Raw genomic sequence first — 16,350 nt, 5'->3', positions numbered from 1 at the left:
GCGTACCGTGCCGGCCCTGGCTTCGCGAGAAGCCAGGTCGCGCGGTTCGCGGCCTGTAGCTTGTAGCTGATAAGGAATCTTTTATGACCCAGAAATTCGACGTAGTGGTAATCGGTGCAGGTCCTGGCGGCTATGTTGCTGCCATCAAGGCCGCACAACTTGGTCTGAAGACTGCCTGTATCGAGAAGTACACCGACGCCGAGGGCAAACTGGCCCTGGGCGGCACCTGCCTGAACGTAGGCTGCATTCCGTCCAAGGCGCTGCTGGACAGCTCCTGGAAGTACAAGGAAGCCAAAGAGAGCTTCAACGTCCACGGTATCTCCACGGGTGAAGTGAAGATGGACGTCGCCGCGATGGTTGGCCGCAAGGCCGGCATCGTCAAGAACCTGACCGGTGGCGTTGCCACCCTGTTCAAGGCCAACGGCGTTACCTCGATCCAGGGCCACGGCAAACTGCTGGCCGGCAAGAAAGTCGAAGTGACCAAGGCTGACGGCACCACCGAAGTCATCGAAGCCGAGAACGTGATCCTCGCTTCCGGCTCGCGTCCGATCGACATTCCGCCGGCTCCGGTCGACCAGAACGTCATCGTCGACTCCACTGGCGCCCTGGAATTCCAGACCGTACCGAAGCGCCTGGGCGTGATCGGTGCTGGCGTGATCGGCCTGGAGCTGGGCTCGGTATGGGCTCGCCTGGGTGCTGAAGTCACCGTCCTGGAAGCCCTGGACACGTTCCTGATGGCTGCCGACACCGCCGTGTCGAAAGAAGCCCAGAAGACCCTGACCAAGCAAGGCCTGGACATCAAGCTGGGCGCTCGCGTCACCGGCTCGAAAGTCAACGGCAACGAAGTCGAAGTGACCTACACCAACGCCGAAGGCGAGCAGAAGATCACCTTTGACAAGCTGATCGTTGCAGTCGGTCGTCGCCCTGTGACCACCGATCTGCTGGCTGCTGACAGCGGCGTGACCATCGACGAGCGTGGCTACATCTTCGTCGATGACTACTGCGCTACCAGCGTTCCGGGCGTATTCGCCATCGGTGACGTGGTACGCGGCATGATGCTGGCGCACAAGGCCTCGGAAGAGGGCATCATGGTCGTCGAGCGCATCAAGGGCCACAAGGCCCAGATGAACTACGACCTGATCCCGTCGGTCATCTACACCCACCCGGAAATCGCATGGGTCGGCAAGACCGAACAAGCCTTGAAGGCCGAGGGTGTTGAGGTTAACGTAGGCACCTTCCCGTTCGCGGCCAGCGGCCGTGCGATGGCAGCCAACGATACCGGTGGTTTCGTCAAGGTCATCGCCGACGCCAAGACCGACCGCGTCCTGGGTGTTCACGTGATTGGCCCATCGGCTGCCGAATTGGTACAGCAGGGCGCAATCGCAATGGAATTCGGCACCAGTGCCGAGGATCTGGGCATGATGGTCTTCAGCCATCCAACCCTGTCCGAAGCGTTGCATGAAGCAGCGCTGGCAGTGAATGGCGGCGCCATTCACGTGGCCAACCGTAAGAAGCGTTAATTATAAGAAACCACGGCGGGCTGCCCGTCGTGAGTCTTGCGCGCATGACTCACCGCGGAACGTCCGCCGGACCGGACTACACGGGTAAACCCGGGGTCAATGGTCACAGGTGGTGCGGCGCCAGCAATGGCGCAGCGCCGAAGCGCAGTACCTAACGAAGACGGTAAAAAGCATGAATCTTCACGAGTATCAGGGTAAGCAGCTGTTCGCTGAATACGGCCTGCCAGTTTCCAAGGGTTTCGCAGTCGACACCCCTGAAGCTGCAGCAGAAGCCTGCGACAAGATCGGCGGGAACGAGTGGGTTGTAAAAGCCCAGGTTCACGCGGGTGGTCGCGGCAAAGCGGGCGGCGTCAAGCTGGTTCGCAGCAAGGAAGACGCCAAGGCGTTCGCTGCACAGTGGTTGGGCAAGAATCTGGTTACCTACCAGACCGATGCCAACGGTCAACCCGTCTCCAAGATTCTGGTCGAATCCTGCACTGATATCGCCAAAGAGCTGTACCTGGGCGCTGTAGTGGATCGTTCGAGCCGCCGTATCGTGTTCATGGCTTCCACCGAAGGTGGCGTGGACATCGAGAAAGTCGCACACGACACGCCTGAGAAGATCCTCAAGGCTACCATCGACCCACTGGTTGGCGCTCAGCCGTTCCAGGGTCGTGAGCTGGCGTTCCAGCTGGGTCTGGAAGGCAAGCAAGTTCAACAGTTCGCCAAGATCTTCGTGGGCCTGGCCAAGCTGTTCAAGGATCACGATCTGGCCCTGCTGGAAGTGAACCCGCTGGTGATCAAGGCCGACGGCGACCTGCACTGCCTCGATGCCAAGATCAACATCGACGCCAACGCCATGTACCGTCAGCCTAAGCTGAAGACCTTCCACGACCCGTCGCAGGACGACGCCCGTGAAGCCCACGCTGCCAAGTTCGAACTGAACTACGTTGCCCTCGAAGGCAACATCGGCTGCATGGTCAACGGTGCCGGCCTGGCCATGGGTACCATGGACATCGTCAACCTGCACGGCGGCAAGCCAGCCAACTTCCTCGACGTGGGCGGCGGCGCTACCAAAGAGCGCGTTACCGAAGCGTTCAAGATCATTCTGTCCGACAGCAATGTTGCGGCCGTTCTGGTCAACATCTTCGGCGGCATCGTTCGCTGCGACATGATTGCCGAAGGCATCATCGGTGCAGTGAAAGAAGTCGGCGTGAAAGTTCCGGTTGTCGTTCGCCTCGAAGGCAACAACGCCGAACTGGGCGCTAAAGTACTGGCAGAAAGCGGTTTGAACATCATTGCGGCCACCAGCCTGACCGACGCTGCTCAACAAGTTGTCAAAGCTGCGGAGGGCAAGTAATGAGCGTCCTGATCAATAAAGATACCAAAGTCATCTGCCAGGGCTTCACCGGCTCGCAGGGTACTTTCCACTCTGAACAAGCCATCGCCTACGGCACCAAGATGGTCGGCGGCGTTACGCCAGGCAAGGGTGGCACCACCCACCTGGGCCTGCCAGTGTTCAACACTGTGAAAGAAGCCGTGGAAGCCACCGGCGCTGACGCTTCGGTCATCTACGTTCCGGCTCCTTTCTGCAAGGACTCGATCCTCGAAGCTGCCTTCGGCGGCATCAAGCTGATCGTCTGCATCACCGAAGGCATTCCTACCCTGGACATGCTGGATGCCAAGGTCAAGTGCGACGAGCTGGGCGTGACCCTGATCGGCCCTAACTGCCCAGGCGTCATCACGCCGGGCGAGTGCAAGATCGGCATCATGCCAGGCCACATCCACCTGCCAGGCAAGGTTGGTATCGTTTCGCGTTCCGGCACCCTGACCTACGAAGCGGTCAAGCAGACCACCGACGCCGGCTTCGGCCAGTCGACCTGCGTGGGTATCGGTGGCGACCCGATCCCAGGCTCCAACTTCATCGACATCCTGAAGCTGTTCCAGGAAGACCCGAAGACCGAAGCGATCGTCATGATCGGTGAGATCGGCGGTTCGGCTGAAGAAGAAGCCGCAGCCTACATCAAGGCCAACGTCACCAAGCCAGTGGTTTCCTACATCGCTGGTGTTACCGCACCTGCGGGCAAGCGCATGGGCCATGCTGGCGCCATCATCTCCGGCGGCAAGGGCACTGCGGACGAGAAGTTCGCCGCGCTGCAGGACGCTGGTGTGAAGACCGTGCGTTCCCTGGCTGACATCGGCAAGGCCTTGGCCGAGCTGACCGGCTGGGAAGCCAAGAAGTAATACTTGCTACACCCCCCACGCGCACAGAGGCCACCTTCGGGTGGCCTCTGTCGTTTCAGTGACACGGTTTCCGTCTTTGTTATCGAGCGCCTCTGCCGCGATCATTCGCTCAATGTGATCGTGTGAGTCTTGAGGCCCATGTTCAAAGTACTATCTGCCATTGCCGCTTCCCCTGAGGCCTTGCTGGAACAGGTACGCACGCTCGACATGCGGTTGCTGATCGAGCAGGTTTGGCAACGCTTCAATCAGAGCAAGGCCCGTGTGCCTGAAGGAGAGCGCGATCGTTTGCTCGCCAGTGTCGCGACCTCTGTTGGTGATAGGCTGAGTTTCGACCTTGAACAAGGCGTGGCGTTGGACATCGTCAGGGTGCAAGAGAGCACTGAGCACCTGTATTCCACGTCCGGCCACTGCGTCTGGTTTGCCCCCTCAGGCTTGAGCTACTGGCTGTGTGTCTATCGCCGTGAGGGTAACCACTTGGTGTGTCCCGAGTGGGTATTGGTTCACCCGCAGGCACCCTTGCTCATTCGCGGCGAGTGCCAGGTCGCGGGCTTGAACCAGCCGGGGGTGGCTGAGCATCTGGCGTTCAGCCTCAGCGTACCCGTACCGGGAGGTGACATCGCCGTATACGAGCAAGAGAGCCTGTCGTGTATTGCCTGGTTTCCAGCGGATGGGGAGGTATCCCGGTTTATTGTTCTGCTGCAGGCGTTGCAGGCAGTCGACGATCCAGGCTTGCAGCATGTGGCCCAATCGTTGGTGTATCACCCGCACCCTGCGCTGCGCTGGCAGGCATTCCAGATACTCGTGAAGCATTCGCCAGCAAGGCGGCATGAGTACTGTGCGTTACTGCAGGCTGGTGGGGATGAACAGTTGAATGAGCTGGTGTCAGGTTACCTGGCGAAGGAGCGGGCATGAATCTGCGTAAAGGTATCGAGCGCCTGCAGGTGCTGGTCCGCAGGCCTTACCGGGAGCCAGTAAAGAATGTCCTGCGTGCGCTGGCTGCAAACCGTGGGTTGCTGGGGGAAGGGGTGCGAGCGCATCTGCGTGAACATGGCTTTACTCGGGGGGAGCAAGCCTACAACGCCTACAGTTTTTCATTGTTCCATTCTCTGGAAATGTCATTGCGCATGACCCTGTGGATGCCTGTTGAGGCGCAGGTTGAGCAGCAGACATTCATCTACGGCTTGCCCCACACCCACGACTTCGAACTCTATGCAATCGGTTACCACGGCAGCGGCTATCACAGTGTCAAGCAGTCTATCGAGAATGCTGCGCAACTGGGCGACGGTGCCAGGCCGATAATGGGGGCTACCGAGTCACTACGCTTAAGCCCGGGCACGCTGCTGCACCTGAGGGCGTTTGACGATATGCACTACGTCACCCCGCCCGAAGACTTCTCTATATCGCTGGCCTTGATGATCGCAGACCCGCGACGTGACCAACCCGGTCTGCGTGCGTGGAGCTTCAATCAGGACCTGCAGCCCGTCCATTCAGGCATTGATGAGCAGGAAGCTGATACCTATCGGCGCATCGAGGCCTTGTGGCAATCGCATCGTCGATGATGCATTCACTCAAGCGAGAGGTTTGAACATGAACAATCCAATCTGGGCCGAGGTTCGGCTTTATCACGCAGGTAGCGAAGCGGCGTCGCACAGTGCAACCAGGGCGGCGGGGGCATGTGGCAGTGGGCTGGTTCCCAAGTTGCGTTTCAATTTCGCTGATATTCATGAGATCAAGCGCTATTGGCAGGCCCGTGCCGCCGAGCGCAACCCAGGTTGACTGACGCGCAACGCCCCTGTGTCTTTTGGCAAGGCGCAGGGGTATAGGCTTTTTCGATCATTTCGATAGGAATTTTCGCGCAGACGAAAGTTTCAATCCGGGGATAATCCCCACTGTTCTCGGTCGCACAGACGACAAACATGTACGCACATCGGACAAGCAGCACTGTGCCAGTGCGTTTGCCGGGTAAAACGGTTAATCTACGCGTTCACTCTGTGCCCGTACCCCAAAAGGGAACGACACGCTAAACGGGTCTGGCCTACCAAGCCGGGCAGCATTTCCCCTTATCCAAAGGGAAATCCCCCTCTCGAATCCCGATTTCAGCAGTGTGGTACTACCTTAAATGAAAGTTCTCAAAGGCCAGGATATCCTGGCGCTTGGCTTTATGACGTTTGCGCTTTTCGTGGGCGCCGGCAACATCATCTTCCCGCCTATCGTCGGTCTGCAGTCTGGCCCGCATGTATGGATGGCGGCCCTGGGCTTCCTGGTTACCGCTGTAGGCCTGCCGGTTATCACCGTGGTCGCCTTGGCCAAGGTCGGTGGTGGCATGGACGCCCTGAGCAGCCCGATCGGCAAGTTCTTCGGCGGCCTGCTGGCGGCCGTGTGCTACCTTTCGGTTGGCCCGCTGTTCGCCACCCCGCGTACCGCGACTGTGTCGTTTGAAGTGGGCGTGGCGCCGCTGACCGGTGAGAGCCCGACAGCGCTGTTCATCTACAGCCTGGTGTACTTCGTCGTGGTACTGGCCGTGTCCATGTACCCGGGCAAGCTGCTCGACACGGTCGGCCGCTTCCTTGCGCCGCTGAAAATCATCGCCCTGGCGGCGCTGGGCATCGCTGCCTTCGCGCTGCCGGCCGGGACCATTGGTGAAGCGCAGCCGGCCTACGCCGCTGCCGCCTTCTCCAAAGGCTTCTCCGATGGCTACCTGACCATGGACACCCTCGGTGCCCTGGTATTCGGTATCGTCATCGTCAACGCCATCCGCTCGCGCGGTGTCGAGTCGCCGAAGCTGATAACCCGCTATGCCATCATCGCCGGCCTGATCGCCGGTGTCGGCCTGGCCCTGGTGTATATCAGCCTGTTCCGCCTGGGCGCTACCAGCCACGACATTGCTGCCGATGCCACCAACGGCGCGGCCGTTCTGCACGCCTATGTGCAACACACCTTCGGCTCCCTGGGCAGCGGCTTCCTGGCCGTGTTGATCGCCCTGGCGTGCCTGGTGACTGCCGTTGGCCTGACCTGTGCCTGCGCCGAGTATTTCAGCCAGATCTTGCCGCTGTCGTACCGTGCTCTGGTGGTGATCCTGGCGGGCTTCTCGCTGCTGATCTCCAACCTGGGCCTGACCAAGCTGATCATGTTCTCGATCCCGGTGCTGACCGCCATCTATCCGCCGTGCATCGTGGTAGTCGGCCTGAGCTTCGTGAAAGACCTGTGGCATTCGCCGACCCGCATTCTGGCACCCGTGATGCTGGTATCGCTGGTGTTCGGTATTGTCGACGCGATCAAGGGCAGCGACATGGCCCATGTGCTGCCGGACGTGATGGCGCACCTGCCGCTGAGCGACCAAGGCCTGGCCTGGCTGGTGCCATCGGTGGTGACGCTGATTGGCGCCGTCGCCTGCGACCGCATGCTGGGCAAGCCGCGCGAAGCGTTGGCGTGATGCCCTAGGTTGAAGCCCTGGGGCGGCACCGGCCACAAGCCGTAGGGTGCCCGCCAAGGGTGGAGATTCTAAAGCCCCGTATCCGCAAGGATGCGGGGCTTTTTCGTTTCAGGTTGTGCCTTTTACCGCTTGTAGACGTCGAAACCCGGTCACTATTCTTTGTGCACCTGGCCCTCGGGAATTCTGCATGAACTTCATCCAAAGCAACCTCCATAACCTCCTGGCCGTCTGCTGGTTTGCCCTTTGCTGGGGTGGCTACACCCGCTATGCCATCTGGAAGGGCCGCGATACCGCGTGCCTGGCCAGTGTGCTGCACCTGTACCGGGAAGACTGGATGCGCCGAATGCTGCTGCGCGATAACCGCATCGCCGACGCCAGTGTGATCGGCAACCTGGAGCGCAACGCCTCGTTCTTCGCTTCCAGTACCTTGATCATCCTCGCCGGTATTCTCACCGTGCTGGGGGCTTCGGATCGCGCCTTGTCGCTGCTTGCGGACCTGCCACTGGTGCAACAGGCGTCCCAGGGCATGTCGGAAGTCAAGCTGCTGTGCCTGGCGATGGTCTTCGTCTACGCCTTCTTCACCTTCAGTTGGTGCATGCGCCAGTACAACTTTGCCGCCGTGCTGGTGGGGTCTGCGCCGATGATCGGCGAGCGCCAGGTCAACGAGCTGGAGCGCAAGGCGTTTGCGTCACGTGCTGCACGGGTGCTGTCGCTGGCAGCCAACCAGTTCAACTTTGGCCTGCGCTCTTATTACTTCGGCATGGCCATGCTCACCTGGTTTATCAGCCCGTGGCTGTTCATGGTCGTGAGTGTCGGGGTAGTGCTGATTCTCTATCGCCGAGAGTTCCATTCCGATGTATTGGACGTCATGGTCTTCACGCCCACTGAAAGTTCCCTGACAGACGCGCCCAGAGAAAGCTCAACGGTTAGCAACTGAAACGTTTAATCCGTTAAGTGCAGGCACAAAAAAACCCGACGATGTCGGGTTTTTTTGTTTCCGCCGATTACTGCTTGGCAGGTTCGGCAGGCGCGGTGGTCGGTGCCGGAGTAGTCGGGGCGGCCTCTTCGGCAGCCTTCTGCTCGGCTTCGGCCTGATCTTTGGCGGCTTCAGCGTTTTCCTTGGCAGCGTCGTTCATCTTATCCTGAGCATCACCCATCTTTTCCTGGGCTTGTTCACGATGTTCTTGTGCGTCTTGGGCTTTGTCTTCGCTCGCTTTATCGCAAGCAGCCAGGCCCATGGCAGCAGCCAGCATCAGAGCAAAAGCAAAAGGTTTACGCATGGGGGTGTTTCCTCTTGGTGAATAAGTGAGTTGTTGCTTCGAGTTCAGCGGTGTGGAATTAGTTCCGCTTTTTTTACAGATATATAACGCCGTGTTCTATATGGACTTTTTACTGTTTTTATGCCGTAACGGCAACGATCACGGAACCTGCATATGAACGAATCAAGCTTGCACGCGATGGCCGAGCGCTTTCTATCGGCATTGAAGCATTGCCAGTTGTTACAGATGCGTGTGGCCCATGCCGACAGTGACGGCATGACTCTGGTATTGCCCTGGTCTGAGTCGATAGTCGGCAATCCGCAGACTGGCGCGGTGCATGGCGGTGCGCTGACCACGCTGATGGATACCACCTGCGGCATGGCGACGCTGTGCGTGCTGCCGCGCTTCGAGGTGTGTCCGACCCTCGACCTGCGCATCGACTATATGCATCCGGCCGAGGCCGGCAAGCCCATATACGGGCACGCCCAATGCTACCGGGTCACTCGCGATGTGATCTTCACCCGCGGTAGCGCCTACCAGGACGACCCGGAGCAGCCGATCTGCCAAGTGGTCGGCACCTTTATGCGCCTGGGCCAGGAAATCAAAGGAGGCATCCGCTTCGGCAACAGCCTGAAGGAGGGAGGGGCATGATTCCTGAAAACGTTCGTCAGCAGTTGAATGCGGCCCACGCTGTCGGTGATTACGGCCCATTGCTGGACCTGATCCCTTACGCTGGCCTGATTGGCATCGAGTGCGAACGCGAGGGCGATGACCTGCTGTTTCGCCTGCCGGCCAGCCAGGACAACATCGGCAACCCCTTGCTGCCGGCTATCCATGGTGGCGTCATCGCCGGGTTCATGGAGCTGTCTGCGGCCCTCTACCTGCTGATCTACAGCGAAAGTGCGAGCATTCCGAAGATCATCGATTTCTCCATCGACTACTTGCGCCCTGGGCATTTTCGCGACATCTATGCCCAGTGCCAGCTCTGGCGCCAGGGCCGCAGGGTCACCAACGTCGCCATCACGGCCTGGCAGGCTGACCGGCAGTCGCCGATCGCCACCGCACGCGCACATTTCAAGATCGAACCGGAAAAGCCCTTGAAATCGTCCGGGCAGCCCCCATCTGCATGACATCCGCCGTTAACGCAGGCCATGTCGGCCGCCAGGCGTCACTACCATCAGATCGGAGTTTTGAAGACCATGAGTGTGGAGACTCAAAAAGAAACGCTGGGCTTCCAGACCGAGGTAAAGCAACTGCTGCACCTCATGATCCATTCGCTGTACTCGAACAAGGAGATCTTCCTGCGTGAACTGATCTCCAACGCCTCCGACGCCGCCGACAAGCTGCGCTTCGAGGCCCTGGCCAAGCCAGAGCTGCTCGAGGGCGACGCCGACCTGAAGATTCGCCTGAGCTTCGACAAGGACGCCGGCACGGTGACCCTCGAGGACAACGGCATCGGGATGAGCCGCGAAGATGTGATCGCTCACTTGGGCACCATCGCCAAGTCCGGCACTGCCGACTTCATGAAGAACCTCACCGGTGACCAGAAGAAAGATTCGCACCTGATCGGTCAGTTCGGCGTGGGCTTCTACTCGGCCTTCATCGTTGCCGACAAGGTCGATGTCTACAGCCGCCGTGCCGGCCAGCCGGCCAGCGAAGGTGTGCACTGGTCGTCGAAGGGCGAAGGTGAGTTCGAAGTCGCGACCATCGACAAGCCACAGCGCGGCACCCGCATCGTCCTGCACCTGAAGAAGGACGAGCAGGAATTCGCCGATGGCTGGCGCCTGCGCAACGTGGTCAAGAAGTACTCCGACCACATCGCCCTGCCGATCGAGCTGCCCAAGGAGCAGGCCGGAGCCGCCGAGGGTGAAGAACAGCCAGCGCAGGAATGGGAAACCGTCAACCGCGCCAGCGCCCTGTGGACCCGTTCGCGCTCCGAGGTAAAGGACGAAGAGTACCAGGAGTTCTACAAGCACATCGGTCATGACTTTGAGAACCCGCTGGCCTGGAGCCACAACAAGGTCGAAGGCAAGCTCGAATACAATTCGTTGCTGTACGTACCGGCACGCGCACCGTTCGACCTGTACCAGCGCGAAGCGCCACGCGGCCTGAAGCTGTATGTGCAGCGCGTGTTCATCATGGATCAGGCCGAGTCGTTCCTGCCGCTGTACCTGCGCTTCATCAAGGGTGTGGTCGACTCCAACGACCTGTCGCTGAACGTGTCCCGCGAGATCCTGCAGAAAGACCCGATCATCGACTCGATGAAGACCGCGCTGACCAAGCGTGTGCTGGACATGCTGGAGAAGCTGGCGAAGAACGAGCCAGAGCAGTACAAGGGCTTCTGGAAAAACTTCGGCCAGGTGCTGAAGGAAGGCCCGGCTGAAGACTTCGCCAACAAGGAAAAGATCGCCGGCCTGCTGCGCTTCGCCTCCACCCATGACGACAGCGGCGAGCAGAGCGTGGCCCTGGCCGATTACCTGGCGCGTGCCAAGGAAGGCCAGGACAAGATCTACTACCTCACCGGCGAGTCCTACGCGCAGGTCAAGAACAGCCCGCACCTGGAGGTCTTCCGCAAGAAAGGCATCGAGGTGCTGCTGCTGACCGACCGTATCGACGAGTGGCTGATGAGCTACCTCAACGAGTTCGATGGCAAGGCATTCGTCGACGTCGCCCGTGGTGACCTGGACCTGGGCAAGCTGGACTCGGAAGAGGACAAGAAAGCCCAGGAAGAAGTGGCCAAGGACAAAGAAGGCCTGGTCGAGCGCCTGAAAGGTGCATTGGGTGACAGCGTTGCCGAAGTGCGTGTCTCGCACCGCCTGACCGACTCGCCGGCGATCCTCGCCATCGGCGAACAGGACCTGGGCCTGCAGATGCGCCAGATCCTCGAAGCCAGCGGCCAGAAGGTGCCGGAGTCGAAGCCGATCTTCGAATTCAACCCGACTCACCCGCTGATCGAGAAGCTGGACAACGAGCAGAGCGAAGACCGCTTCGCCGAACTGTCGCACATTCTCTTCGATCAGGCTGCGCTGGCGGCTGGTGACAGCCTGAAGGACCCGGCGGCTTACGTTCGTCGCCTGAACAAGCTGCTGGTCGAGCTGTCTGCTTGAGTTGATGCACAGGAAAGCCCGCTTCGGCGGGCTTTTTTCATGGCGGGCTGTTTCAAGAAAAAGTGCCTAAGGAGTGCTTGATGAGCAAGGTAATCGTCGAATCGCTGGTCTATCACCTGTCCGGCAAGACGTATGAGAGCCGCCTGGTCTACGAGCCAGGTGCGCTGGGCCGTCCGGGTTTGGTGATGGCGCCGAACTGGATGGGCATCGGCGAGGGCGCCGAGCGTATCGCCAAGGAAGTGGCCGAAAAGGGTTATGTGGTGCTGATTGCCGACCTGTATGGGCAGTCGGTGCGTCCTTCCAATGCCGATGAGGCAGGGGCGGCGATGATGCCGCTGAAGAACGACCGTGGCGAGCTGCGCAAGCGCATGAAAGAGGCACTGGACCAGTTGCTGGGGCAGTCGAAGGCGCTGCTGGAGCCGGGCAAGATGGCTACATTCGGCTTCTGCTTCGGAGGTTGCTGTGCCCTGGAGCTTGCGCGTACGGGTGCTGATCTGAGGGCAGCGGTGTCGTTCCACGGCACGCTGGACACCCCGAACCCTGAAGATGCCAAGCGCATCAAGGGCTCGGTGCTGGTACTGCACGGTGCTTCCGACCCGCTGGTGCCAAAGGAGCAATTGCCAGCGTTCGAAGAAGAGATGAACGCCGCCAAGGTGGACTGGCAGCTGCTGAGCTACGGTGGCGCGGTGCATTCGTTCACCGACCCTAATGCCAATGTGCCGGGCAAGATGCAGTACGACCGTCGCACCTCGGAGCGGGCGTTCCGCTCGATGCACAACCTGCTTACAGAAGTGTTCCAGCGCTGATACCGCAGGGGGCTGCAAAGCAGCCCCGTTTTTTAGCGCGGCAACTCGATTCTCGAAGTTTCCCCAGGCACCGTAGGCCAATCCCCCGCAGCCCACTTGGCCCTGGCCCGCTCGATCAGCCCCCCATCACTGGCCACAAAATTCCAGTTCATCCGCCGCGGCCCATCCAGCGGTTCGCCGCCAATCAGCACCAGCTGGCATTCGTCCTGCGCATACAGCGTTACCGCTTCGCCTTCCGGCAGCACCACCAGGCTGCAAGCCTCGACCTGCCCGTCACCCATCAGCAACTCGCCATCGAGCAGATACAGCGCACGCTGCATATGTTCGACCGGCACCACCAGCGTGGTAGCCGGTTGCATCAGCACATGTGCATACAGGGTAGGGGAGAGCACCGGCACCGGTGAGTCCAGGCAGAACCCACTGCCGGCAATCATGCAGATGCGCACCCCCAGGCTATCGCTGACCGGCAAACTCGCCGCGGGATGATGGCTGTAGCTCGGCTCGCCCTGTTCGAGCGCCTGGGGCGAGGCCAGCCATACCTGCAGCCCATGCAAGCGTGAGCCATGGGCCAGTGCATCGGCCGGCGTGCGCTTGACATGCGCCACGCCTTTGCCGGCGGTCATCCAGCTCACATCCCCGGGCAGTACGCGCTGCTCCGAGCCGAGGCTGTCCTTGTGCAGGATCGCGCCTTCGAACAGGTACGTCAGTGTGGACAGGCCAATATGCGGGTGCTGGCGGATATCCATGCCATGGCCGGGTGCATAGTCGGTCTCGAGCATATGGTCGAAGAACACGAATGGGCCGACGCTGGGGCACTGGGCCGAGGGCAGCGGGCGCAGGATCGGCTGGCCCTCGACCGATTCGGTACGTGGGCGGATGATCAGGGGGCTGCTCATGACGGGCTCCAAGCGGGGAGGAAATGCCCCAAGCATAGCGGTTTGCCAGGCATTGCTGAACCGTTGCGCAAGCGGGCCGGTCTACCGTGTTCAGCCCCAGAAGGAAGTTGCCCATGATCGCCAGAGTGCTGGTTTGCATGCTCTTGTCTGGCTGCCTGTGCCAGGCGGCACAGGCCCGTGATTACCGCTACAGCGATGCGCATTTGCACTACGTGGACTTCTTCCAGGAGACTGAGGGCATGTCGGCGTTGATCGAGGCCATGGACCAGGCGGGCGTCGAGCATTCGATGATTTCCGGCATCCCGGTGGCCAAGAAATGGCATGAAGACGAGCCCAAGCGACCGCGCTATTACGCCGGTGACGATGCCGACGCCTATTGGTACAGCGCCACCGATACCTATGTCGCTGCCGCGTTGGAAAAGCTGCCGGCCGAGCAGCGAAAACGTTTCCATCCGTTTCTGACCGGCTTCAACCCAGTCGACAAGAATGCCGTCAGTCATATCGAGCGCATGCTCGAACTCAACCCTGGCCTGTGGCAGGGCATCGGCGAAGTCTTCACCCGGCATGACGACTTGACTGCGCTCACCAGTGGCGATACGCCGCGGGCCAATAACGAGGCGATGACCCGCATCTATCACTTGGCCGCCGAACGCGACATGCCGGTGTTGCTGCATTCGAACATCACCTCCAAGCGTGAGCGTAATCCGCTGTACCTGGCCGAGATCGAGGAGCCGCTGCGCAATCACCCGCATACCCGGTTCATCTGGGCGCATGCGGGGAGCAGCGCGGAAATCCATCGGCACCAGACCCGCATGGACTTTCTGCTGTCGGTGCTGACGCGGCTGCTGGCGGACTATCCGAATTTGTATGTGGATCTGTCGTGGAGTGTGCTGGAGCCTTATCTGCTGGACGAACAGGGCGTGCCGCGCAAGGAGTGGCTGGCGCTGGTCGAGCGGTATCCAGATCGGTTCATGCTGGGCTCGGATGTGGTGGGGCGGTTTGGCAGCCTGGGTGAGCAGCTGCACAGCTTCGGGCCGTTCCTGGATGCGTTGCCTGAAGAGGTGGCCAACAAAGTGGCGCAAGGCAATTTCCTGGCCGTTCTGCCCAGGCAACCCAAATGAAAACGCCCCGAACCAGTCGGGGCGTTTTCATTAACCGCAGTAACGTCTTACTTGCCTTCCCAGCGCTTGAGCACCAGGGTAGCGTTGGTGCCGCCGAAGCCGAAGCTGTTGCTCATGACCGTGTCGATCTTGGCGTTTTCTTCGGTCTTGCGCAGGATCGGCAGGTCAGCGACTTCCGGGTCCAGCTCGTCAATGTTGGCGGAGCCGGCGATGAAGTTGTTTTCCATCATCAGCAGGCAGTAGATCGCCTCGTGCACGCCAGCGGCGCCCAGCGAGTGGCCCGACAGGCTCTTGGTCGAGCTGATCTTCGGCGCGTTGCCTTTGAACACCTCGCGAACACCTTTCATTTCGGCAACGTCACCGACCGGGGTCGAAGTGCCGTGGGTGTTCAGGTAGTCGATCGGCGTGTCGACGGTGGACAGGGCCTGCTGCATGCAGCGGATGGCACCTTCGCCGCTTGGTGCGACCATGTCGTAGCCGTCGGAAGTGGCACCGTAGCCGACGATTTCGGCGTAGATCTTGGCGCCACGGGCCAGAGCGTGCTCCAGCTCCTCGACCACCACCATGCCGCCGCCGCCAGCGATGACGAAGCCATCACGGTCGGCGTCGTAGGCGCGCGAAGCCAGTTCCGGGGTTTCGTTGCGCTTGGTCGACAGTGCGCCCATGGCATCGAACAGGAACGACTGGCTCCAGTGCTCTTCTTCACCGCCACCGGCGAACACGATGTCCTGCTTGCCCCACTGGATCTGCTCCAGGGCGGTACCGATGCAGTGTGCAGACGTGGCACAAGCCGACGAGATCGAGTAGTTGATGCCCTTGATCTTGAACGGGGTGGCCAGGCATGCCGAAACGGTGCTGCCCATGGTGCGGGTGACGCGGTATGGGCCAACGCGCTTGACGCCTTTTTCGCGCAGGGTATCCAGCGCTTCCATCTGGTTCAGGGTCGAGGCGCCGCCGGAGCCGGCAACCAGGCCGGTACGCGGGTTGGAGACTTGCTCTTCGGTCAGGCCGGAATCCTTGATCGCGTCCTGCATCGCCAAGTAGGCGTAGGCAGCGGCGTGGCCGACGAAGCGGTAAACCTTACGGTCGATCAGTTCTTCGAGGTTGAGGTCGATGGACCCGGAAACCTGGCTACGCAGCCCCATTTCCTTGTATTCCGGGTTGTAACGGATACCCGGACGGCTGTTGCGCAGGTTTTCGGTGACGGTAGCTTTGTCATTGCCCAGGCACGATACGATGCCCAGACCAGTGATAACGACGCGGCGCATGCGAATAACCCTTAGAAATTGTCAGTGGAGGTGAACACGCCGACCCGCAGGGCTTCGGCGGTGTAGATCTCGCGACCGTCGACGCTGACCGAGCCATCGGCGATGGCCATGTTCAGCTTACCCTTCAGGACGCGTTTGATGTGAATGTTGTAGGTGACTTTCTTGGCGGTAGGCAGTACCTGGCCGAAGAATTTCACTTCCCCCGAACCCAGCGCACGGCCACGGCCCGGCAGGCCCTGCCAGCCGAGGAAGAAGCCGACCAGCTGCCACATGGCGTCGAGGCCCAGGCAGCCCGGCATCACCGGGTCGCCTTCAAAGTGGCAGGCAAAGAACCACAGGTCCGGGGTGATATCCAGCTCGGCGACCAATTCACCTTTGCCGTACTTGCCGCCTTCTTCGCTGATGTGGGTGATGCGATCGACCATCAGCATGTTCGGCGCGGGCAGTTGCGCATTACCTGGGCCGAACAGCTCACCGCGACTGCAGCGCAGCAGGTCTTCCCGAGTAAAGGCGTGTTGTTTGGTCATGCGAGCTCCTCAATAACCCCCTGTGGCAGGGGATGAATCTTCCCGGCCGACCCTTCTTGCTTATGGGGCGGCAGCCTACAGGTAGACTATTGCGTTGTGGTGAAAGTCACAGCGCACCTGGTGAAAGAAGTACAGGTGTGCACTGAAACGTCTATTTTCAGGTCCGGATAAGGTCCTGTCCAGTACTTAA

At 60.3% G+C, this 16,350-nt stretch carries 17 protein-coding genes; 13 read left to right on the top strand and 4 right to left on the bottom strand.

Translation table 11 applies throughout. The features are described 5' to 3' along the window. The first annotated feature begins 83 nt into the window (after positions 1-83). From lpdA to APH28_RS22955, 8 genes are all read left to right on the top strand, one after another. Complete coding sequence (lpdA, locus tag APH28_RS22985; RefSeq protein WP_060512811.1) at positions 84-1,520, top strand: dihydrolipoyl dehydrogenase; 1,437 nt, start codon at positions 84-86, stop codon at positions 1,518-1,520. A 172-nt stretch (positions 1,521-1,692) separates the two neighbouring features. Beyond that, a complete protein-coding gene (gene sucC, locus APH28_RS22980; protein ID WP_028632226.1) occupies positions 1,693-2,859 on the top strand; it encodes an ADP-forming succinate--CoA ligase subunit beta in 1,167 nt (388 codons plus the stop codon). Continuing rightward, the gene (gene sucD, locus APH28_RS22975; RefSeq protein WP_016393102.1) at positions 2,859-3,743 is read left to right on the top strand and encodes a succinate--CoA ligase subunit alpha; all 885 of its coding nucleotides are present in this window, start codon (positions 2,859-2,861) and stop codon (positions 3,741-3,743) included. The genes sucC and sucD overlap by 1 nt, the downstream gene beginning before the upstream one ends. A gap of 207 nt (positions 3,744-3,950) precedes the next feature. After that, complete coding sequence (locus APH28_RS22970; RefSeq protein ID WP_156340934.1) at positions 3,951-4,655, top strand: hypothetical protein; 705 nt, start codon at positions 3,951-3,953, stop codon at positions 4,653-4,655. Next, positions 4,652-5,302 carry a hypothetical protein gene (locus tag APH28_RS22965; RefSeq protein WP_060512809.1) on the top strand — a complete coding sequence of 217 codons (651 nt, stop codon included), beginning with the start codon at positions 4,652-4,654 and terminating at the stop codon, positions 5,300-5,302. The genes APH28_RS22970 and APH28_RS22965 overlap by 4 nt, the downstream gene beginning before the upstream one ends. 28 nt (positions 5,303-5,330) lie before the next feature. Continuing rightward, positions 5,331-5,519: a hypothetical protein gene (locus APH28_RS28735; protein WP_156340933.1), complete on the top strand. Its 189-nt coding sequence runs from the start codon at positions 5,331-5,333 to the stop codon at positions 5,517-5,519. Positions 5,520-5,862: 343 nt separating this feature from the next. Next, positions 5,863-7,176 (top strand): branched-chain amino acid transport system II carrier protein, encoded by a 1,314-nt coding sequence (gene brnQ / locus APH28_RS22960; protein WP_060512808.1) that lies wholly within the window; start codon positions 5,863-5,865, stop codon positions 7,174-7,176. A gap of 187 nt (positions 7,177-7,363) precedes the next feature. Next, entirely contained in the window at positions 7,364-8,113 is a 750-nt protein-coding gene (locus tag APH28_RS22955) for a DUF599 domain-containing protein (protein ID WP_060512807.1), read from the top strand. 67 nt (positions 8,114-8,180) lie between these two features. Here the strand turns inward: APH28_RS22955 and APH28_RS22950 are convergent, their stop codons facing one another. Continuing rightward, positions 8,181-8,456: a hypothetical protein gene (locus tag APH28_RS22950; protein ID WP_060512806.1), complete on the bottom strand. Its 276-nt coding sequence runs from the start codon at positions 8,454-8,456 to the stop codon at positions 8,181-8,183. Between the two features lie 153 nt (positions 8,457-8,609). Here APH28_RS22950 and APH28_RS22945 point away from each other — a divergent pair, with 153 nt between their 5' ends. The 4 genes from APH28_RS22945 to APH28_RS22930 all read left to right on the top strand — a co-directional run bounded on the left by APH28_RS22945 (position 8,610) and on the right by APH28_RS22930 (position 12,348). Beyond that, the gene (locus APH28_RS22945) at positions 8,610-9,086 is read left to right on the top strand and encodes a PaaI family thioesterase (protein ID WP_060512805.1); all 477 of its coding nucleotides are present in this window, start codon (positions 8,610-8,612) and stop codon (positions 9,084-9,086) included. Then, positions 9,083-9,565 (top strand): PaaI family thioesterase, encoded by a 483-nt coding sequence (locus tag APH28_RS22940; protein ID WP_060512804.1) that lies wholly within the window; start codon positions 9,083-9,085, stop codon positions 9,563-9,565. The genes APH28_RS22945 and APH28_RS22940 overlap by 4 nt, the downstream gene beginning before the upstream one ends. A gap of 69 nt (positions 9,566-9,634) precedes the next feature. Next, positions 9,635-11,542, top strand: a complete 1,908-nt coding sequence (gene htpG / locus APH28_RS22935) for a molecular chaperone HtpG (protein ID WP_060512803.1) — start codon at positions 9,635-9,637, stop codon at positions 11,540-11,542. Positions 11,543-11,622: 80 nt separating this feature from the next. Beyond that, positions 11,623-12,348, top strand: a complete 726-nt coding sequence (locus tag APH28_RS22930) for a dienelactone hydrolase family protein (RefSeq protein WP_060512802.1) — start codon at positions 11,623-11,625, stop codon at positions 12,346-12,348. Positions 12,349-12,380: 32 nt separating this feature from the next. On the opposite strand, the gene APH28_RS22925 is transcribed toward APH28_RS22930, so the two are convergent. Beyond that, positions 12,381-13,244 carry a pirin family protein gene (locus tag APH28_RS22925; protein ID WP_060512801.1) on the bottom strand — a complete coding sequence of 288 codons (864 nt, stop codon included), beginning with the start codon at positions 13,242-13,244 and terminating at the stop codon, positions 12,381-12,383. A gap of 113 nt (positions 13,245-13,357) precedes the next feature. Here APH28_RS22925 and APH28_RS22920 point away from each other — a divergent pair, with 113 nt between their 5' ends. Continuing rightward, a complete protein-coding gene (locus APH28_RS22920) occupies positions 13,358-14,365 on the top strand; it encodes an amidohydrolase family protein (RefSeq protein WP_060512800.1) in 1,008 nt (335 codons plus the stop codon). A 47-nt stretch (positions 14,366-14,412) separates the two neighbouring features. Here APH28_RS22920 and fabB read toward each other — a convergent pair whose 3' ends face one another. Beyond that, a complete protein-coding gene (fabB, locus tag APH28_RS22915; RefSeq protein ID WP_060512799.1) occupies positions 14,413-15,633 on the bottom strand; it encodes a beta-ketoacyl-ACP synthase I in 1,221 nt (406 codons plus the stop codon). 11 nt (positions 15,634-15,644) lie between these two features. Then, a complete protein-coding gene (fabA, locus tag APH28_RS22910; RefSeq protein ID WP_012315334.1) occupies positions 15,645-16,160 on the bottom strand; it encodes a 3-hydroxyacyl-[acyl-carrier-protein] dehydratase FabA in 516 nt (171 codons plus the stop codon). Between the last annotated feature and the right edge of the window lie 190 nt (positions 16,161-16,350).

It is taken from the genome of Pseudomonas sp. NBRC 111124 (assembly GCF_001320245.1).
Classification (GTDB): Bacteria; Pseudomonadota; Gammaproteobacteria; order Pseudomonadales; family Pseudomonadaceae; genus Aquipseudomonas.
Note: the sequence above shows the minus strand (reverse complement) of the source record. Positions and strands in the feature narration are given on the sequence as shown.